At 58.5% G+C, this 20,490-nt stretch carries 14 protein-coding genes; 11 read left to right on the forward strand and 3 right to left on the reverse strand.

Translation table 11 applies throughout. The annotated features are described in order from the left end of the window. Window positions 1–9: 9 nt before the first annotated feature. The 7 genes from bcsA (KO1_RS07175) to KO1_RS07205 all read left to right on the forward strand — a co-directional run bounded on the left by bcsA (KO1_RS07175) (window position 10) and on the right by KO1_RS07205 (window position 10,907). On the forward strand, window positions 10–2,121 hold the full coding sequence (bcsA, locus tag KO1_RS07175; RefSeq protein ID WP_004106724.1) for a UDP-forming cellulose synthase catalytic subunit: 2,112 nt from the start codon (window positions 10–12) through the stop codon (window positions 2,119–2,121). Then, a complete protein-coding gene (gene bcsB, locus KO1_RS07180; protein WP_004106723.1) occupies window positions 2,118–4,523 on the forward strand; it encodes a cellulose biosynthesis cyclic di-GMP-binding regulatory protein BcsB in 2,406 nt (801 codons plus the stop codon). The genes bcsA (KO1_RS07175) and bcsB (KO1_RS07180) overlap by 4 nt, the downstream gene beginning before the upstream one ends. Next, window positions 4,520–8,572 (forward strand): cellulose biosynthesis protein BcsC, encoded by a 4,053-nt coding sequence (locus tag KO1_RS07185; RefSeq protein ID WP_004106722.1) that lies wholly within the window; start codon window positions 4,520–4,522, stop codon window positions 8,570–8,572. The genes bcsB (KO1_RS07180) and KO1_RS07185 overlap by 4 nt, the downstream gene beginning before the upstream one ends. After that, window positions 8,572–9,048, forward strand: a complete 477-nt coding sequence (bcsD, locus tag KO1_RS07190) for a cellulose biosynthesis protein BcsD (RefSeq protein WP_024274803.1) — start codon at window positions 8,572–8,574, stop codon at window positions 9,046–9,048. The genes KO1_RS07185 and bcsD overlap by 1 nt, the downstream gene beginning before the upstream one ends. 11 nt (window positions 9,049–9,059) lie before the next feature. Then, window positions 9,060–10,058, forward strand: coding sequence for a family 8 glycosyl hydrolase (locus KO1_RS07195; protein WP_016807736.1), 999 nt, complete (start codon window positions 9,060–9,062; stop codon window positions 10,056–10,058). Between the two features lie 264 nt (window positions 10,059–10,322). Further along, the gene (locus KO1_RS07200) at window positions 10,323–10,430 is read left to right on the forward strand and encodes a type I toxin-antitoxin system toxin Ldr family protein (RefSeq protein WP_064406865.1); all 108 of its coding nucleotides are present in this window, start codon (window positions 10,323–10,325) and stop codon (window positions 10,428–10,430) included. A 369-nt stretch (window positions 10,431–10,799) separates the two neighbouring features. Continuing rightward, window positions 10,800–10,907, forward strand: coding sequence for a type I toxin-antitoxin system toxin Ldr family protein (locus tag KO1_RS07205; RefSeq protein ID WP_032692263.1), 108 nt, complete (start codon window positions 10,800–10,802; stop codon window positions 10,905–10,907). Window positions 10,908–10,991: 84 nt separating this feature from the next. Here KO1_RS07205 and bcsG read toward each other — a convergent pair whose 3' ends face one another. The 3 genes from bcsG to bcsE are packed head-to-tail and all read right to left on the reverse strand — an operon-like array spanning window position 10,992 to window position 14,415. Continuing rightward, window positions 10,992–12,668 (reverse strand): cellulose biosynthesis protein BcsG, encoded by a 1,677-nt coding sequence (bcsG, locus tag KO1_RS07210; protein ID WP_004106716.1) that lies wholly within the window; start codon window positions 12,666–12,668, stop codon window positions 10,992–10,994. Further along, window positions 12,665–12,862: a cellulose biosynthesis protein BcsF gene (gene bcsF / locus KO1_RS07215; protein ID WP_004106715.1), complete on the reverse strand. Its 198-nt coding sequence runs from the start codon at window positions 12,860–12,862 to the stop codon at window positions 12,665–12,667. Before bcsF ends, bcsG begins: the two co-directional genes overlap by 4 nt. Next, window positions 12,859–14,415, reverse strand: coding sequence for a cellulose biosynthesis protein BcsE (gene bcsE, locus KO1_RS07220; RefSeq protein ID WP_004106714.1), 1,557 nt, complete (start codon window positions 14,413–14,415; stop codon window positions 12,859–12,861). The genes bcsF and bcsE overlap by 4 nt, the downstream gene beginning before the upstream one ends. Before the next feature lie 167 nt (window positions 14,416–14,582). Between bcsE and bcsR the strand changes: the two genes are divergently transcribed. The 4 genes from bcsR to bcsB (KO1_RS07240) are packed head-to-tail and all read left to right on the forward strand — an operon-like array spanning window position 14,583 to window position 20,485. Further along, window positions 14,583–14,771, forward strand: coding sequence for a cellulose biosynthesis protein BcsR (gene bcsR / locus KO1_RS07225; protein ID WP_004106713.1), 189 nt, complete (start codon window positions 14,583–14,585; stop codon window positions 14,769–14,771). An 11-nt stretch (window positions 14,772–14,782) separates the two neighbouring features. Then, window positions 14,783–15,520: a cellulose biosynthesis protein BcsQ gene (gene bcsQ, locus KO1_RS07230; protein ID WP_004106711.1), complete on the forward strand. Its 738-nt coding sequence runs from the start codon at window positions 14,783–14,785 to the stop codon at window positions 15,518–15,520. Then, window positions 15,517–18,135, forward strand: coding sequence for a UDP-forming cellulose synthase catalytic subunit (gene bcsA / locus KO1_RS07235; protein WP_004106709.1), 2,619 nt, complete (start codon window positions 15,517–15,519; stop codon window positions 18,133–18,135). The genes bcsQ and bcsA (KO1_RS07235) overlap by 4 nt, the downstream gene beginning before the upstream one ends. A gap of 10 nt (window positions 18,136–18,145) precedes the next feature. Continuing rightward, complete coding sequence (gene bcsB / locus KO1_RS07240) at window positions 18,146–20,485, forward strand: cellulose biosynthesis cyclic di-GMP-binding regulatory protein BcsB (protein ID WP_004106707.1); 2,340 nt, start codon at window positions 18,146–18,148, stop codon at window positions 20,483–20,485. The last annotated feature ends 5 nt before the right edge of the window (window positions 20,486–20,490 follow it).

Here is a 20,490-nt window from a genome sequence, read left to right on the forward strand (position 1 = left end):
GGCTGCTCAATGAAAAAAACGCTTTTCTGGGCGCTGGTATTGGTGCTTGCGCCCATTGCCGTGCTGGTGGTGATTACGCCGATGGACAGCCAAAAGCAGTCTATTTTTGGCCTGCTGAGCATCGGTATTCTCTTTGTTATGGGTTTCAGTAAAAACCGCAGCGTTTCCGTCATTATGGTGGTGACATCGCTGTTGATGTCGACCCGTTATATGTATTTTCGTCTGACGCAGACCCTGCATTTCAACTCCACCATCGAAGCGATTCTGGGAATGGGGTTGTTTCTGGCGGAAGTCTATATCTGGGTGATGTTGCTGCTGAACTACCTGCAAACGGTCTGGCCGCTGAAGCGTGAAATCGTCCCGTTGCCCGATGATATGAGCCAGTGGCCGACGGTAGATATCTATATTCCCAGCTATAACGAACCGCTTGAAGTGGTGCGTGATACCGTGCTCGCTGCGCAATGTATTGATTATCCAAAAGATAAATTAAAAATCTATTTGCTGGATGACGGCAAGCGTAACGAATTCGCGGTATTCGCCGCCGACGTTGGGGTAGGGTATATCACCCGCAACGATAACAAACACGCCAAGGCAGGCAACCTCAACCACGCGATGACGCTAACCAACGGCGAGCTGATCTGCGTTTTTGACTGCGACCACGTGGCAACCCGCGTCTTCTTGCAGGCAACGGTGGGGGGATTCCTCAAAGACCCGATGCTGGCGCTGGTGCAGACGCCGCACTATTTTTACTCGCCGGATCCCTTCGAGCGCAATCTCTCCGTCGGCCGCAATATTCCCAACGAAGGGATGCTGTTTTATGGTCCGATTCAGCAGGGAAACGACAACTGGAATGCGACCTTCTTCTGCGGTTCCTGCGCGGTTATTCGCCGCGCTGCGCTGGAGCAGATCGGTGGCTTTGCGGTTGAGACCGTCACCGAAGACGCCCATACCGCGCTGAAGTTCCAGCGTCTGGGCTGGAAATCGGCGTTCCTGGATATTCCTCTGGCGGCAGGTTTGGCTACCGAACGCCTGGTGGTGCACGTCATTCAGCGTACCCGCTGGGCCCGCGGGATGACGCAAATTTTCCGTCTGGATAACCCGCTACTTGGGCGTGGGCTAACGTTCCAGCAGCGCCTGTGCTACCTCAGCGCCATGCTCTATTATCAGTTCGCTCTGCCGCGCGTGGTCTTTGTCACCGCACCGCTGGCCTATCTGCTGTTCAACCTGAATATCATCTACTCCTCGGCGAGCCTGATTGTTTCCTACGCGCTGCCGCATCTGTTCCTCGCGATCTATGTCGGATCGCGCATGAACGGCCGCTATCGCTACAGTTTCTGGGGCGAAATCTACGATATCGTGCTGGCCTTCCACCTGGTGCTGCCAACGCTGGTCACCATGATTTTCCCCAAACGCGGAAAATTCAACGTGACCGATAAAGGCGGCCTGCTGGACGTGGGCTACTTCGACTTTACCGTCGTCAGGCCACACCTGGTCGTCGCCTGCCTGCTGGGCCTGGGGGTGGTGGTTGGTATCGTCCGCGCCATCGGTCACGACTATTTTGGCTCAGACCCGAACGTTATCGCGCTGAACGTCGGTTGGGGGATTTACAGCCTGATTTTCCTGCTGGCCGCCATTGCCGTGGCGCGCGAAACCCGTCAGGTACGAAAAACGATTCGTATTGATGTCGATATCCCGGTGCTTATCCACTACACCAGCGGCATTGTCTCCCGCAGCCACACCGCAGATCTGTCCATGGGCGGTTGCCGCGTAAGCGCGCCGGATAAGCGTCACCTGGAGGATGAAATCGAAGAGATTGAGCTAATTCTTCAGTCCGGAGCGATTTCGATCCCGGTACGCCAGGTCACCGCTGACGATCGGTTTATCCGCCTGCAATTTGATGAAAACATTCAGCTTTCCCGTCGCCGTGAACTGGTGCGGGTGGTGCTGGCCCGCGCCGATGCGTGGATTAATCCGCCGCGCCCGCAGGACAACCCGTTCCGCTCTTTCGCCACGATTTTACGCTGCGTATTTGAACTCTTCTGGCTGACGTGGAAGACGCGCCGCAGCCAGCGTCGTCAGCCCTCTGCGGCAAACCCCGCGCAGGAGGATGGCAGTCTATGAAATCCTTAACGACGCTCGCGCTGCTGGTTGGAGTGCTCTCTGCGCCAGCGCTGCACAGCGAGGAGATGCCCGCAGATTCATTGCCGGAGCTTAACTTTCCGCTTCCAGATGCGGCTGCGAACAGCGCATCGGCGCCCGCTAGCGAAGCGAATTCACCGGCGACGACGGAAGCCGCGTCGGCAAACGCCGCTCAGCCGGATTCGCTACCCGCGCTGCCGCCGATAACGCCTGTTGTCCCTGATACGGTACCGCTTACGCCGATCGTTGGCGGCAATCTTAACCTGATGCAGATGGGCATGCCGGACGGCATTATCCTCAGCGGTGGACAAAATCAGGGCGGCGCCAGCTTTACGCTCCCCTCCGATCAGGTGGTCACCCACGCCCAGCTGATGCTGGAGGTCAAGGTTTCGCCGGAGATGGCGTCCCGCAACGCCACGCTGCAATTAATGCTCAACGGCCAGCCGCTCGGCACCTTGCCGCTGGGGGCTGATGGCGAGGATATTTCGCACTACCAGCTGGATATCCCGGCGGCGCTGATGGTGTCCAGCAACAACCTGAGCTTTAAGATTAACGACGGCGATGCGCTGCAGTGCCGGCTCGATATTCACGACACCTCGCGGGTAACCATTCTGCCCGGCTCCCACTTTAGCTGGGAGAGCCAGCAGCTCAATATCAGCAACGATTTGGGCCACTTCCCGCGCCCGTTTTTCGACCGTATGCAGATGACGCCAGCGGATATCGCTATCGCGTATCCGGAGAAACCAACGGCGGATATTTTCAGCGCAGCGGCGCTGGTGTCGTCATGGCTGGGTATTCAGGCCGACTATCGCGGTATCGCTTTTGACGCGCTGCGCGATCGCCTGCCCGAGAAACACGGGATTATCATCGGTCATCCCGGGGATCGGGTGGGCGGCCTGACGCTGCCGCAAACCGACAAACCGCTGCTGCGGATCGTGGAAAATCCCGGTAATCCGGCTTATAAGCTGCTGCTGATCGTCGGCCAGAATGACGCCGCACTGCGCATGGCCGCGTGGCGCCTGACCCGCGGCGATTTCGCCCCGCAGACGGCCAGCATGACCGTGGATCCGCAGGCGATTCCCGTCGGCAAGCCCTACGATGCGCCGCGCTGGATCGCCACCGATCGTCCGGTAAAAATCAGCGAGCTGATCCGTCAGGATCAAAGTATGACCGTTAGCGGCGTGTGGCATGAACCGCTGCGCGTGGCCTTTCGCGCCGCGCCGGATCTTTATCTGTGGGATGGAGAAACTATCCCCCTGCAAATTGGCTATCGTTTCCCGTCGGAGAACTGGATTAACGAGGATAAGTCGCTGCTGAGCGTGACGCTGAACAACACCTTCCTTAATAATCTACCGATGAACAAACAGGGGCCGCTGGAGAAGCTCTGGCGGCATCTGGGCGGCGACGCGCGTCAGGAACGGTTTACTATCCCGCTGGCGCCGTATCTGATTTACGGTGATAACCAGCTATCTCTCTATTTCAACCTGGTGCCGAAGGATAACGCGCCCTGTTCGCTCCTGCTGAACAGCACTATCAAGAGTCGAATCACCGACGATTCGTGGATCGATTTGAGCGGTACGCGGCACTTCTCGCTGCTGCCGAATCTTTCCTATTTTGTCGGCGCTTCGTTCCCGTTCTCCCGGTTAGCGGATTATTCGCAAACTACGCTGCTGCTGCCGGAACAGCCTTCGGAAACCCAGGTGGCGATGATGCTGAATCTGGCAGCCCGTTCGGGTAATTCAACCGGCAAAGCGTTAGCCAACAACCGCGTAATATTGGGCGTTCCTGACGGCGGCGCCAATGCGCCGCTGCTGCGCGATCGCGACGTGCTGGCGGTCAGTTCCCTCGAGCAACAAGCGTTTAACCAGCGCCTGCTGGCCTATTCCCCCTACGCCCCGGTCGATAACCTGCTGAGCGTACGTGAACCGACGCTGTGGGAAAAGATTCAGCGCAGGCTGAGCGGCGACTGGGCTTCTGACGGCGTCGATGCCGACCGCTATTTCTCCTCCAGCAGCGCCTGGCGCGGTTTTATCAGCTATCGCTCACCGTGGAACCCGCAGCGGGTGGTGGTGGTGGCGATGGCCAGCAGCGACGATCAGCTGGCGAAACTGGAAGACGATCTTAATTCCCCGCGTATCAATGCCGGTATTCGCGGCGATACGGCAGTGATCACCAGCGATAACGGCGTGCGTAGCTTCCAGGTCAGCACGCCGTTCCCCAGCGGCCAGATGCCGTGGTACATGATGGCGGTATGGTACGCCAATCAGCACTCCGGGCTGCTGGCGGTGCTGGGGTTGATTACGACATCGATTCTGGGTCTGGCGCTGACCGCCATGTTTAAACGTCATGCTCGTAAGCGCCTGGATTCGGGAGAGAGCCAATGAAAAGAGCCAGCAGAATGAATACCCATGCAGCCCGTCAATTTTCTACGCTGTGCCTGTCCGGCGCGCTGACGCTTGGCGCATTCGGCGGAGCGCACGCGGCGGGTAACGATGCCGCGCTACAAGCGTTGTTCGCACAGGCCAACTACTGGCACGAAAAATCGCATGACGAACTGGCGATGGAATCGCTGCAAAAAGTGCTATCGGTGGATGCCAACAACGCTCAGGCGCTGTACCTGATGGCGCTATGGGCGCAGCAGGGGGGCAATCTGCAGGCCGCAGCCCAGTGGCGGGCGCGGCTGGAGAAAGCGGCGCCCGACAGCCCCGGACTACAGGATCTGGATAGCGCAAAAAAAATGGCGCAGGTGCCGCAGGGACAGCTCACTCTGGCCAGACAGCAGGCGCGCAGCGGCAATGTTCCCGCCGCGCTGGCGACCTGGCGGAGTATGTTTAACGGCAACGTTCCGCCTTCCGGGCTGGCGGCCGAATACTATATGACCATGGCCAGCGACAAGGCGCTCTACCCACAGGCGTTGAGCGAACTACGTCAATACGTCGCGCAGCATCCGCAGGAGAACGCGCCGCGCGTTGCCCTGGGCAAAGTGCTCACCTGGCGCGAAGAGACCCGCCGGGAAGGCATCGCCATGCTGGAGCCGATGGCCAGCGGCAGCAAAGAAGCCGATAGCGGGCTGCGTCAGGCGCTGCTGTGGCTGGGGCCGCAGCCGGGGGATGAGCCGTTTTACGACACCTGGATGCAGCGTCATCCGCAGGATACTGAAGTCCAGAACTACTTTCGCGAACGGCGCAGCGGTCAGGCGCGCGGCCAGGGCTATTCTGACCTCAACAGCGGCAATACCGCCGCGGCGAAGCAGCAGTTTGAACAGGTTCTGCAAAGCAACCCGCAGGACGCTGACGCGCTGGCCGGAATGGGCTATATCGCCCAGCGCAGCGGCGATTTTCAGGCGGCCTCTCAGTATTTGAGCCGGGCGGCGGATCTCGGCGGCGATGGCTCGGAAACCCGTCGTCAGCAGGCGGCGGATGCGCTGTTTTACGGGCAGCTCGCTCAGGCGCAGCAGGCTTACAAGCAAGGGAATATTAGCCAGGCGCTGGCGCTCTCTGCGCCGCTGGCGCAGCAGAGCGGGACGCAGGGCACGGCGGCGAAGCTGTTCCGCGCCGACGTTCTGCGCCATAACAAAGATTTGCCGCAGGCCGAACAAACGCTACGGGCGCTGCTCAACGACCAGCCGCAAAACGGCCCGGCGCGGGAGAATCTCTATTACGTTCTGCGCGAACAGAATAAAACGGCAGAAGCGCAGGCGATGCTGCGCACGCTGCCGGAAAGCCTGCAGCAAAAACTGCAGCCGCGGGTGGTCATCGGACAGCCCGGCGATTCGCTGCGTCGCCAGGCGCAGGAGCAGGCCAGCGCCGGTAACGTGACGGCGGCTATCGCCATGCTGCGCCAGGGGCTTTCTCGCTATCCGGACGATGCGTGGATGCGCCTCGATCTGGCCCGTATGCTGCAAAAAGCCGGTAACGACGGTGAGGCAAATGCGGTTATGGGCGCCGCCTGGCGTCCCGGCGCCGGCGCCAGCTCGCTGTACGCTGCGGCACTTTTTGCCAGCGAGAACGGCGGCTGGCAGCAGGCGCAAACCCTGCTGGCAAGAATTCCCCCCGCCAGTCAGACCAGCCAGATGCGCGACCTGAAACAACGGGTGAACTACAACCTGCAGCTGGCGACGGCGGAGAGCTATCTGGCGCAGGGCAATACCGTTGCCGCTGCTAATACGCTCAGGACGATGACCGCAACGCCGCCTGAAGCCCCGGCGTATGTGGGTAAACTGGCGCGGCTGCTGGCCCAGAGTGGCGATGTCACCACCGCGGTATCGCTGGTGCGCAACAATATTAACGGCGGTATCTCAGGTAATGCCGGGGATTATGCCGATCAGGTGACGGTACTTAACCAGGCGGGCCTGACAACCGAAGCGCAGAGTCTGCTCACTAACCCGCAGCTGCAGGCAAGCAGTACGCCGACGCAGCTGGCCAGTATTCGCAACGGTTATGTGATTAACGAAGCGGACCATCTGCGCGAGCAGGGCAACTACGCGGCAGCGTATGACAAGCTGATGGGCGCGATGCAGAACGACCCGCAAAATACCGATCTGATGTTCGCTATGGCGCGGCTCTATCAGAGCGGCAAAATGAACAAAGAGGCCGGTGTCGTCTATGACTATCTGATGACCCGCGATACGCCGACGCAGGATGCGCGCAGCGGGGCTATTGATGTCGCACTCTCGGCGGGGAATAGCGAACGGGCGGCGCAGCTGGCGGGTGGACTGCGCCCGGATAATTCGCCGGACCGTTTGCTGCTGCTGGCGCGCGTTGCCGAGTCGCAGGGGCATCATCAGCAGGCGATGACTTACCTGCGCAGCGCCCGCGGCAGGCTGCTGGGACAACAGAGCAGCAATGGCGCGCAAACGCCGACCGTGGGCGGCGCGCTGGCGGCGGATAATCCGTTTGTCGGCGTTTCGCGTACCCCCGGGGCGACGCGTGCGGCCTCCGCCTACGGGCAATATATGCCGTGGCAGGTCTCTCAGGTATCGACCGGGGATGGCGGCGCGCTGCCGGGGATCCAGCGCACCGATCTGCCGGTCGAAACCGCCCAGACCCGGATGCTGCGCCAGGTGGATACCATGATGGAGACGTTGCAGGAAAAAACCGGCACCTGGCTGCAGGGGGGCATGGAGGTTCGCGGTCGCGACGGCGAATCCGGCACCAGTAAGCTCAGCGAGATAAAAACCCCGCTCACCTGGTCCTCATCGCCGTTTGGTGATTCGCGTTTCGATTTTACCGTTACGCCGATTACGCTGAACGCGGGGACGGCGACCGGCGACGCCTGGCGGCGTTACGGCGCGAACCCGCTATCCAATGCAGTCTCCAATATGATTTCCACCGCGACCAGCGAGCAGGCGGCGATTGCGGCGATGACCGCGACCGAGCGCACGACGTACTTTGCCAACAATCCGGGGGCGGAAGCCTTGAGCGGTCTGGGCACGCTCAAGGCCTCTGACTTTAATGCCACCACCAGCAGCGGCATGGAGAATCTGGCGAAACTCGGAACTTACGATTCCGGGCAGGTCGCCAGCTATCTGGCCTCTTCCAGCCTGAAGCCGAATGTCGATCAGGCGAGCGGCTCAACCGATTCACAAAAAGCCAACGGCGTGGAGCTGGCTCTGGCGCTGAGCGGCGACGAATACCGCGTCGATATCGGCAGCACGCCTCTGGGCCAGGATCTAAATACCGTGGTGGGCGGCGTAAAGTGGTCGCCGAAGCTGACCAACTATCTGTCGTTGATTTTTACCGGCGAGCGTCGGTCGCTGACCGACAGTCTGCTCTCCTGGGTAGGGCTGAAGGATTCCTATTCCGGCAAGACCTGGGGGCAGGTGACCAAAAACGGCGGTACCCTGCAGCTAAGCTATGACGACGGCGATGCCGGTTTCTACGTCGGCGGCGGGGGCTATAGCTACCTGGGACAAAACGTCGCCAGCAATACCAGCATAAACGCCAACGCCGGAGTTTATTTGCGGCCTTACCACGATGAGTATCGTCAGCTGCAGACCGGGTTGAGCATGAGTTACATGGATTACTCGAAAAACCTGAGCTACTTCACCTACGGGCAAGGGGGCTACTTCAGCCCGCAGAACTACGTCAGCGTATCGCTGCCGGTGAGCCTGACGGAAAAATATGACAACTGGACGATGAAACTTGGCGGCTCGGTGGGCTATCAATCCTATAGCCAGGATAAGAGCGCTTATTTCCCGACTAACGCCGGGTGGCAGCAGGCCCTCGAGACCGCAGTGAGCAACGGTTTTGCCAAAGAAGCCTACTATTCAGCCACTTCGAAGAGCGGTATCGGCTATACCCTACGCGCCGGCGCAGATTACAAAGTCAACAAACAAATGACGCTCGGTGGTCAGGTTGGCTATGACACCTTCGGCGATTATAACGAGAGCACCGCTGGTCTCTATATCCGCTACATGCTGGGAGATAACTGATCGTGACGGACAATAATAACGCGCAGGTTATGACGTGGTTTCAGCAGCAGCAAACGCCTGCCGGATGGTTCGATCTGCTGCTCATTATGGTTGATGGTATGGTCAACAACGCGGGTGAGCTGGAGAGCCAGCCCTTTCTGCGGCAGATGGGCGAGGCGCTGGCCGATGAACATCCGCTGCCGGAGTCTGAGACTCTCGGCCAGCTGGAGACCAACATGAATGCGCTGCTAAGCCGCTTTCAGTGGGGCTTCGTCAGCGTCGAGGTGAACGATGAAGGCCTGCGATTACGCCATCAGGCTCTGCCGGTCAGCCGCGATGAAGCGCGGCGCATCCGCTGGTGTAATGCATTTTGTGCCATACTCGAGGGGCTCTATTCCCGCTGGTTACAGGGACAGGGCGGCGCGGCGCACGTGGTTTTACAGCGTGAGCGGCTGTTTTCAGTCTCTGACGTTCAGTTTCTTTACTTCCATCCCTAATGGGTGAATTTATGTCCTTGCGTGCTTTAGCGACAGTCGTGGTAACGACGGTGATGATGCTTCCCCACGCGTGGGCCGATACGGCGTGGGAAAGTTATAAATCGCGTTTTATGATGCCGGACGGGCGTATTGTTGATACCGGTAACGGCAACGTCTCTCATACTGAAGGGCAGGGTTTTGCCATGCTGTTAGCGGTGGCCAACGACGATCGTCCCGCCTTTGACAAGCTCTGGCAGTGGACAGATAAAACCCTGCGCAACAAAGATAACGGGCTGTTTTACTGGCGCTATAACCCGGTGGCGCCCGATCCGGTGGCGGATAAAAATGACGCCACCGATGGCGATACCCTGATTGCCTGGGCGCTGCTGCGCGCGCAGCAGCAGTGGCATGAAAAAACCTACGGTACCGCTTCGGATGCGATAACCGCTTCGCTGCTGAAGCATACGGTGGTGACCTTCGCCGACCGTCAGGTGATGCTCCCGGGCGCAAAGGGATTTTATCTCAACGACCATCTGAATCTGAATCCATCCTACTTTATCTTTCCCGCCTGGCAGGCCTTCGCGGCGCGTACTCATTTGACCGCCTGGCGAAAGCTGAAGAGTGATGCTCAGGCGCTGCTGGGGAAGATGGCGTGGGGGAAATCGCAGCTACCCAGCGACTGGGTCGCCTTAAGAGCGGACGGCAAGATGGAGCCGGCAAAAGAGTGGCCGACGCGGATGAGCTTCGATGCTATCCGCATTCCTATGTATGTCTACTGGGACGACCCGCAAAGCAGCCTGCTGACGCCGTGGAAAAACTGGTTTCAGCGCTATCCGCGTCTGCAGACGCCGGCCTGGATAAACGTCAATACCAATGAGGCCGCGCCGTGGTTTATGACCGGCGGGCTATTGGCGGTACGCGATTTAACCCTTGGTGAAGAGCAGGCTGAGCCGCAGATTAATTCCCAGGACGACTATTACTCCGCCAGCCTGAAGCTGCTGGTATGGCTGGCAAAGAAAGAACGGTCGTAAACTGTGGAATGCGCCTCGAATAACGCAGTCGAGCCGGGTGCTGAGATCTGAAGGGCGCCGTAGAATTGTGGGCAAGCCGGCTTGCCCGGTGAGGCGCAATGTTGCGGGGGCTTGAACCCCGGCGGCATCGATTGATAGGTTGCTGGAAAGAGAAAACCCCCGCACGTTGTTTGGTATCAACCTGGCAACGTCTCGGGGGCTAATCTCGAACCTCAACAATTCGAGGATAGCCGCGAACGGTTGCCATTGCAATAAGGCGGCTGTATGACGCTTGCTCAGTGGGGTCTGCTGATGTGGGACGATCTGGCGGCTCCGGTCATTGCTGGCATTCTGGTCAGCATCATCGTGAGCTGGATGGATAATCGCAAGTAGACGACCGGTGGGCATCTGCCTGCCTTAGTGGCAGCATGCGCCCGAACGGGGCCGCAGGGGTAACATCCTGCGGCCTTTTTCGTTTTGTTGCAGCAACAAAACACTTTCCTGGAATGCGTCTCGCATGGTGCGTAATGGCGGAGTGCGGGTAGCCGATCGGGCCAGTAGAATCGTCGGCAAGCCGGGCTCGCCCGGTGAGGCGCAATGTTGCGGGGGCTTGAACCCCGGCGGCATCGATTGATGGGTTGCTGGAAAGAGAAAACCCCCGCACGTTGTTTGGTATAACCTGGCAACGTTTCGGGGGCTAATCTCGAACCTAGACAATTCGAGGATAGCCGCGAACGGTTGCCATTGCAATAAGGCGGCTGTATGACGCTCGCTCAGTGGGGTCTGCTGCTGTGGGAGGATCTGGCGGCTCCGATCATTGCTGGCATTCTGGTCAGCATCATCGTGAGCTGGATGGATAATCGCAAGTAGACGACCGGTGGGCATCTGTCTGCCTAAGTGGCAGCATGCGCCCGAACGGGGCCGCAGGGGTAACATCCTGCGGCCTTTTTCGTTTTATTGCGGATAAGGTACCCAACTGCCGCCGTTCAGCTGAACATACGGTTTACCCTGATACTGAATGACGATGGCGTTGGAGTTTTCCGACACCGCCGCGCTCTGCGGCAGGTTGGCAATGTACTGCTGCCAGTTGATGTCATTCTCATCAAACATCTTGCCGTCGAGGGCGCGAACCACCAGCTCAGAAACCGCCAGGTAGCTGCTTGGCTGGCTGATGATAATCGGCGCATCGGGATGTCTTGCCTTAATGCCGAAGAATTTCACCGCCGCCGGCACGTTGGTAATGGATGGGCTGGGAATATCGCGCAGACCGGAGACCTGCATTTTATCGCCTTTTAATGCCGCGCCGTGTTCAGGCACGACGATGACCATCACCTTGCGTCCCGATTTCTCCAGCTCAGTAAAGAAACTGTCCAGTTCGTCGAAGAACTTCTGCGCACGGGCTTTATAGTCCGCGGTTTTGCTCTGGCCCGGATAGTGGTTGCCGTCGTGCAGCGGCAGCGTGTTGTAGAAGGTCGCCGTGCGCGGCGTATTCAGTTTATCCAGCGACTGCAGCCAGCGGTTCAGCGTCGCCTGGTCATCATAGACCGGTGAGCCGTCAAAGCCCTGCAGAATGACCGGCAGGCCGCTTTGATCCATCAATGGGCTCTGGATACCGCCCAACGAACGAAGCTCTTTCAGGAAGTCGCCGAAGACACCGTTGTGACCGAGCATCAGCTGCTGGGTGAAGCCCAGCTTCGCCAGGTTTTCAAACAGATAGCATTCGCTGCCTGAGGGTTGATAAAGGTTGGCGTGAGAGAGCTGGCCGCAGCTGGCGCGCAGCAGACGCGCCGCTGCCGGCCCGCTGTAAGAGGTCGCCGAGTTAAAGTTTTTGAACAGCAGGTCAAAATGCTTCCACAGCGGATGCTCCATCAATCCCGCTGCTTCGATATCCGACCATGAGAGCGAGCAGATGTTGATGATCAAGACATCAAACGGCTGGGCATCGGCCGGGAGTGCATCAGGAAACGTGGTTTTGCGTTTCTGCTCAGAGGCGTAAAAGGTATTCAGCCAGTTGGTCAGATTGGCCGATGTCGGCGGCTCCGTTTGTGCAGGGATATCGTTATTCGCCGGGGCGGCGTTGGTCGCGACGATTGCCCCGCCACCGGTATTCGGCGCGTTATTCGCCGCCGCGGTCGTCGGCTGACCTGCCGGCCAAAGGGTAAACGAGGGCAGCAGCGGACTGGCGACCAGCCAGATCATAATTGCTGAGACAAATACCGTTACCCGTAGCCACTGGCTGATAAACAGCCACAGAACCAGCAGCACGAAGAACGCGCCAATCATATTCCAGTTAATAAAGCGGGTTACCAAATCCCAGATATAGTCGGCGCTGAAGCCGGCAATCTGCGAACCCTGGCTGACGATGCTTTCCGGGCCGGGCAGCCAGGTGTCGTGCCAGAACAGCATAAAGCCCAGCGGGATCGCTATCCAGTGGCGAATACGGTGCAGCTTATATTGCGGAATCGGCACCAGCAGAAAGGCCAGAAACACCAGGTTTAGCATGGGGTGAAAATTGAGGTATCCCGCCCATAGCAAGGCAAACTTCACCAGAAAGTAGAAGTTCCAGCCAGATAGGCCGCGCCAGTAGCGCCAGAGCGGAAGCGACGCTGAGGGGGTTTTAGGTTTGGTCATTTCGTTGATTTGCCTTGCCTGGATGCCGCTTCCCGGCGCAGCACGCCAGCCGGTTTGACATAACGGGGTTTAAAGAACATCAGTCTTAACGTGGTGCGAATTCGCCGCTGGTAGTGGCGCGTAAGGTAACCCAGCGGAAAGAACAGCAGGGCGCACAGGACGACCAGCTGAATAATATCGGCAATCGACATCATAAGGTTGGCTCCCCGTCGATGGACAGACGATGCGGCTCGGGGGTTCGCCGCCAGCTACGTCCGTCGTGGGTCGCGTTGATAGGCGTTTTTTTGGCAAGCGAAACAGGCAGCGGCGTATTCCAGTTCTCCGGCATAATCCCGCGCATCTGCAGGATTTCAGCCGCTATCTGCTTATCTTCGAACCAAATCATACGATTAGAGAAAATATCGCCGGTAGGTAAAGGGAAGATATGGTTTAACGCGGTGTCGAGGTCGTTCACCCGGCAAAATGACAGAAACAGCACCAGGCGATTATTACCGATGGTCATGATGTCGCCCATGCGATTAGGCTTACACAGCGTCAGCGCCTGCTCTACGCGCAGACCGGGCGCCGGGCGCAGCGCCACCATCACCCCTTTGCCGTCGGCGGGCAGCATGGTGTTGGCCATAATATTGTGCACCGCTTCGCAGAAGGCATCCCACTTCTGGTAGCCGCGCAGCTTCAGCGGCTGGCTCCAGTTCAGCAGAGTATTAAAATCCTCCGGAATATGGCGAGTAAACTGCTGTTTTTGAACGCTTTCTATAAGCGTGAGGCAGCGCGATAACGGTGCGCCGCTGGGAATAACCATATTGGCGCCGCTGCTCAGCAGCAGGCGTTCATCGGTGGCGCGCAGGCTTGGCGTTTGCTCGCGCACGACAATTTTCAGCGCGCTACCGCGCTGGCGGCGCAGGGTGTGGATATAGCGTCCCAGCTGTTCAATCTGTTCGTTCTGGGTAATGGAGAAAATCAGCGTCGCCGCCTGCGCCATTCTGCCGGCGTTGAAAACGGCGTCATTGGTTTCGAACAGCGTCCAGTATTCGGAAAGCGCGGGCGCCCCCTCCAGTACGCGCAGGTTGCTGAGGATGGTTTTCTCGTCGCTGCGCGGTTGTACCACCGTTTCCTCGTCCTGCGCCAACCGCCAGCCGTTTTCATCGTGTAAAACAATGAGCTGCTGCCGGGCGCTGATGCCCTTTTCGCTGCCCCACCAGGCAATATCGAACAGGTGGTTATCTCCCTGGTAACGTATACTTGCCAGTCCGGAAAGCGAGCGGTACTCGCGTAATAAAGGGGAAAGTTGCTTATCGATATCGTGCCCGGAATTAAGCACTAATAATGAACAACGATGATAATTAGTCCATCGATATGATTTCTCAACCCAATTGCATAATTGTTCGCTTTTAATATTCTGCCAGGCATTTTCAGCACATAGCAGAATAAACAAATAATTGCCAGGTTCGAGGGAACAGACTAAATCGCGGTGCATTTCTTCCAGCCCTTCAAAGCGGTTCGGCATGGTAAATAATGCGATTTTCTCAGGCCCGCGATCTTTTTCTAATTTTATGATTTCATTTGGGTTATCACCCATGGCTATCGTCGCAACGCGAGCCTGTTTATCCTGGGCCGCAAGCGTATGATTAAGCAAGCTTACCGCGTCCGCATGGCGGTCGACATTGAGCCACCACACGCCGCCAACGGGCATATGGCACACTTCGTCCCATAATGATGAAATACCCAAAGAATATACGATATCCACGGTGTCCCTCGTGAGACCTGTTTTACACTTGATTAGTTTACTAGCGAAAGCGACAGAGTAAACCTAACATTGAAATTAAAGGACATCAGTTTTAGCATGTAAACCTATTTTAAGGATGAACGAACGCCTCTCGGTATAATTTATTAATTTTTCCAACGGACAGAGAAATGCCAGCAAAAGAGCCTGCTGTACCCACCGATGCGACTTTGGGCTATACGTTTCAAAATGATTTCCTGGCGTTAAGCCGGGCATTTTCCCTGCCTGATATTGATTATCATGATATTTCCCGACGCGAGCAGTTAACCGCGGCGCTGAAACGCTGGCCGCTACTGGCTGAATTAGCAGAGAAAAAGTAAGGAAGCCATCGATGGCTATTCTGGGATTACAAGGCGTGCGCGGCGGCACCGGCACCACGTCGATCACCGCTGCGCTGGCCTGGGCGCTGCAATTACTCGGGGAAACCGTGCTGGTGGTGGACGCCAGCCCGGATAACATGCTGCGCTTCTTTTTCAACGTCGATTACCGCCACAACGCGGGCTGGGCGCGCGCCCTCATCGACGGGAACGACTGGCGAGACGCCGGGCTGCGCTACACCTCGCATATCGATCTGCTGCCCTTTGGCCAGCTAACGCCGGGCGAGCGCGAGAATATTGACCAGCTTCAGACGCCGCTGGCCCCGATGGCCGGGATGGTGCAGAAGCTCCATCAGCAGGGCGATCACCGCTGGCTGCTGATTGATCTGCCGGACGGGTTCTCACCGCTGACCCGCTCCCTGATTGACGTCTGCGATCGCACGCTGGTCGTGGTGCATCCGGACGGCAACAGCCATATTCGCCTGCATCAGCAGGCGCTGCCGGTCAATAGCGATATTTTGATTAACGATCTGCGCGTCGGCAGCCAGCTGCAGGAGGATCTCTATCAGCTGTGGCTGGAGAGCCAGCGCCGCATTTTGCCGGTGACTATTCATCGTGATGAAGCGATGGCGGAGTGTCTGGCGGCGAAGCAACCGCTCGGCGAATATCGCCAGGACTCGCTGGCGGCGGAAGAGATACTGACGCTGGCCAACTGGTGCCTGCTGCACTACGCCGGAAGGGGCGCGGAATGATTCGCCTGAGTACGCTACTGCTGGCGCCGCCGGTTGGAGAGCGGTTGAGCGAACGCTATCGCGATTATCGCCAGCACGGCGCGTCGCGGCTGGCGGCCGCGCTGGGCTGCTTGTGGGCATCTCTGGCATGGGCGTTTATGCCGCTGGAAACCCCGCGCTGGCAGGCAATTCGCGAACATCATGGCGAGTTTTTCCCGCATATTAATCCGCATCGACCGCGCCCGCTGGACCCGATTCGCTATCTGCTGCAAGCCCTGTGGCTGCTGGTGACGCGGGTGCCGGAGCCGGATAAAAAGATCAACTGGCGTTCGCTGGCGGCGCTGGAAGGCGTGCAGGGGCGCTATGCGCAGTGGCTGGAAAAGCTACCGGAAAAGGTCAACGCCCGCACCGGTCATCTGGATAAGCATAAGGAGCTGGGGCATCTGCATCCAAAAGTGCGGCGGCTTCTCCTTGGCACGATAACCTTTTTCTCGCTGATCCTGGCGCTACTCTGTATTACCCAGCCGTTTAATCCGCTCTCGCAGTTTATTTTTCTGCTGCTGCTGTGGGGCGTGGCGCTGCTGGTACGGCGCATCCCCGGGCGCTTCTCGGCGCTGATGCTGATCGTGCTTTCGCTGACGGTCTCGTGCCGCTATATCTGGTGGCGCTACACCTCGACGCTAAACTGGGACGACCCCGTAAGCCTGGTGTGCGGGATAATCCTGCTGTTCGCTGAAACCTACGCCTGGGTGGTGCTGGTACTGGGCTATTTCCAGGTCGTCTGGCCGCTGAACCGTCAGCCGGTTCCGCTGCCGGAAGATATGGCGCAATGGCCGACGGTCGATATCTTCGTGCCGACTTATAACGAAGATCTCAACGTGGTGAAAAACACCATTTACGCCTCGCAGGGGATCGACTGGCCGAAGGACAAGCTTAATATCTGGATCCTCGATGACGGCGGGCGCGAAGAGTTCCGCCAGTTCGCCAAAGACGTTGGCGTGCATTACATCGCGCGCACCACGCACGAACACGCGAAAGCCGGGAATATCAACAATGCGCTGAAGTACGCCAAAGGCGAGTTTGTGTCGATTTTCGACTGCGACCACGTGCCGACCCGCTCGTTCCTGCAGATGACCATGGGCTGGTTCCTGAAGGAGAAAGAGCTGGCGATGATGCAGACGCCGCACCACTTCTTCTCTCCGGACCCGTTTGAACGTAACCTGGGGCGTTTTCGCAAAACGCCGAACGAAGGCACGCTGTTTTATGGCCTGGTGCAGGACGGCAACGACATGTGGGATGCCACCTTCTTCTGCGGCTCCTGTGCGGTGATCCGCCGCGGCCCGCTGGATGAAATCGGCGGCATTGCTGTGGAAACGGTCACCGAAGACGCCCACACCTCTTTGCGCCTGCACCGTCGCGGGCACACTTCGGCCTATATGCGTATTCCGCAGGCGGCCGGCCTGGCGACGGAGAGCCTGTCGGCGCATATCGGCCAGCGCATCCGCTGGGCGCGCGGGATGGTGCAGATATTCCGCCTTGATAACCCGTTGTTTGGTAAAGGGCTGAAGCTGGCGCAGCGCATCTGCTACGTCAACGCGATGCTGCACTTCCTGTCCGGTATTCCGCGGCTGATCTTCCTGACCGCGCCGCTGGCGTTTCTGCTCCTCCACGCCTATATCATCTATGCGCCGGCGCTGATGATCGCCCTGTTCGTGCTACCGCATATGATTCACGCCAGCCTGACTAACTCGAAGATTCAGGGTAAATACCGCCACTCTTTCTGGAGTGAGATCTATGAAACGGTACTGGCGTGGTATATCGCGCCGCCGACCGTTGTCGCGTTGATTAACCCGCATAAGGGCAAATTCAACGTGACGGCAAAAGGCGGCCTGGTGGAGGACGAGTACGTCGACTGGGTGATCTCGCGTCCCTATATCTACCTCGTGCTGCTGAACCTGGTCGGCGTTGGCGTGGGTATCTGGCGCTTTATGTACGGCCCGGAAAACGAAATTTTGACCGTCTGGGTCAGCATTATCTGGGTGTTCTATAACCTGATTATTCTCGGCGGCGCGGTGGCGGTATCGGTTGAAAGCAAGCAGGTGCGGCGCTCGCATCGCGTGGAGATGTCAATGCCGGCGGCGATTGCCCGCGAGGACGGGCACCTGTTCTCCTGTACCGTCCATGATTACTCCGACGGCGGCCTCGGCGTCAGAATTCACGGCGAGGCGCAGGTGCTGGAAAGCCAGCACGTTAAGCTGCTGCTGAAACGCGGGCAGCAGGAGTATGCCTTCCCGGTGCGGGTCGCGCGGGTCAACGGCAGTGAGGTTGGGCTACAGCTGCTGCCGCTAAGCAATCAACAACATATTGATTTTGTGCAGTGTACGTTTGCCCGCGCAGATACGTGGGCGCTTTGGCAGGATAGCTTCCCGGAAGATAAGCCGATGGAAAGCCTGCTGGACATCCTGAAGCTGGGGTTCCGTGGATATCGTCACCTGGCGGAGTTCTCCCCGCCGTCGGTGAAGGTTATTTTCCGCTCGCTCACCATGCTGGTGGCCTGGTTTGTTTCGTTTATTCCGCGCCGTCCGGAACGCGCTGCGGCGACACTCTCGGCAGAACCGGCGATGGCCCAACAATGATGATAATGCGATGAACAGAAAACTCTCTTTGATTTGTGCAGTAGCGGTGGGCATTGGCGGCTGGTCCTCCTTCGCGTCGTATGCGGAACCGACAGCGGCAACGGCAGCGGCGCAGACGACAACCGTGCCCGGTATTGCCGGTACGGTAGCGGACGGCCAGCCAACGGCGACCCTTGCCGATCCGGCGGCACCGGTGGTGGTGCTCGATAACGCCCCGAGCCGCGACGTGAAGCTGACCTTCGCCAAAATCGCTCCGCCTCCCGGCAGCATGGTACTGCGCGGCGCGCGCCCCGAGGGTTCGGTCGAGTTCGGCATGCGCAGCGATGAGGTGGTGGCGAAAGCGTTGCTTAATCTCGACTACACCCCCTCTCCGTCACTGCTGCCGGTGCAGTCGCAGCTGAAGGTTTATCTTAATGATGAGCTGATGGGCGTTTTGCCGGTCACCAAAGAGCAGTTGGGCAAAAAAGTCAGCGCGCAGATCCCAATCGATCCTCTCTATATCACCGACTTTAACCGCGTGCGCCTTGAGTTCGTCGGCCACTATCGCGACGTCTGTGAAAACCCGGCCAGCAGTACCCTGTGGCTGGACGTCGGTCGCGAAAGCTATCTGGATTTAACCTATCAGTCGCTGAACGTGCGCAACGATCTTTCGCATTTTCCTGTGCCGTTCTACGATTCGCGTGATAACCGCCAGTTGACGCTACCGATGGTCTTTGCCTCCTCGCCGGGTGTCCTTCAGCAGCAGGCGGCGGCGATCGTTGCCTCCTGGTTCGGCAGCAAGGCGGGCTGGCGCGGTCAGCAGTTCCCGGTGCAGTTCAATGCGCTGCCGGACCGCAACGCCGTTGTTTTTGCGACCAACGATAAGCGCCCGGACTTCCTGCGCGAGCATCCACCGGTTAACGCGCCGACTATTGAAATGATCGACCATCCGGATAATCCGTACGTTAAGCTACTGGTGGTCTTTGGGCGAGATGACAAAGACCTGCTGCAGGCGGCGAAGGGGATAGCGCAGGGCAATATTCTGTTCCGCGGCAGCAGCGTGACGGTTGACGATGTCAAACAACTGCAGGCGCGTAAACCGTACGATGCGCCAAACTGGGTGCGCACCGATCGCGCGGTGACCTTTGCCGAGCTGAAAACCTACGAACAGCAGCTGCAATCCAGCGGCCTGGTGCCGGATTCCATTAACGTCGCGCTGAACCTGCCGCCGGATCTCTACCTGCTGCGCGCCAACGGCATCGATATGAACCTGAACTATCGCTACACCATGCCGCCGATCAAGGACAGCTCGCGCATGGATATCAGCCTGAACGATCAGTTCTTACAGTCTTTCAGCCTCAACAGTTCGCAGGATGTGAATAAGCTGATTCTGCGCCTGCCGGTGCTGCAGGGGCTGCTGGATGGCAAAACGGAAGTGACAATCCCGGCGCTGCGCCTTGGGGCGATGAACCAGCTGCGCTTCGATTTTCAGTATATGAACCCGATGCCCGGCGGCTCTATCGATAACTGTATTACCTTCCAGCCGGTGCAGAATCATGTGGTGATTGGGGACGACTCGACCATCGACTTCTCGAAGTACTATCACTTTATGGCCATGCCGGATCTGCGCGTGTTTGCTAACGCGGGCTTCCCCTACAGCCGGATGGCCGATCTCTCCGATACCTTAGTCGTGGTGCCGAAAGCGCCGACCGAGGGCCAGGTGGCCACGCTGCTGGAAACGGCCGGCGGCATCGGCGCGCAAACCGGCCTGGCGGCGATTAACCTGCGCATGACCGATGACGGCAGCCAGATTAAGGACAAAGACGCCGACCTGCTGCTGATTGGCTCTATTCCGCAGGCGCTGAAGGACGAAACGAAAATTAACCTGCTGGTTGAAGCGACCAAAAGCTGGGTGAAAATGCCGATGCGCCATTACGACCTGGCGAGCATCTACCCCGATACCGAAGCCAGAACGCCGAATACCCGCACTGATATCACGTCATCCGGGTCGATGGCGGCGATAATCGGCTTCCAGTCGCCTTACAACGATCAACGCAGCGTCGTGGCGCTGCTGGCCGATAGCCCTCGCGGTAACGAATTGCTCACCCAGGCGCTTAACGATAGCGGTAAACGCGCGGCGATGTTTGGCTCCGTCTCGGTGATTCGCGAGTCGGGCGTCAACAGCCTGCGGGTAGGTGATGTTTACTATATCGGGCATCTGCCGTGGTTCGAACGCATCTGGTTTGCGCTCTCCAGCCACCCGGTACTGCTGGCGGTGCTGGCGGCATTAAGCATCGTACTACTGGCGTGGGTGCTGTGGCGCATGCTGCGTATTATCAGCCGCCGTCGCCTCCACCTTGATGATGAGTAGTTGCT

Source organism: Klebsiella oxytoca NBRC 105695, from assembly GCF_001598695.1.
Taxonomy (GTDB): domain Bacteria; phylum Pseudomonadota; class Gammaproteobacteria; order Enterobacterales; family Enterobacteriaceae; genus Klebsiella; species Klebsiella oxytoca.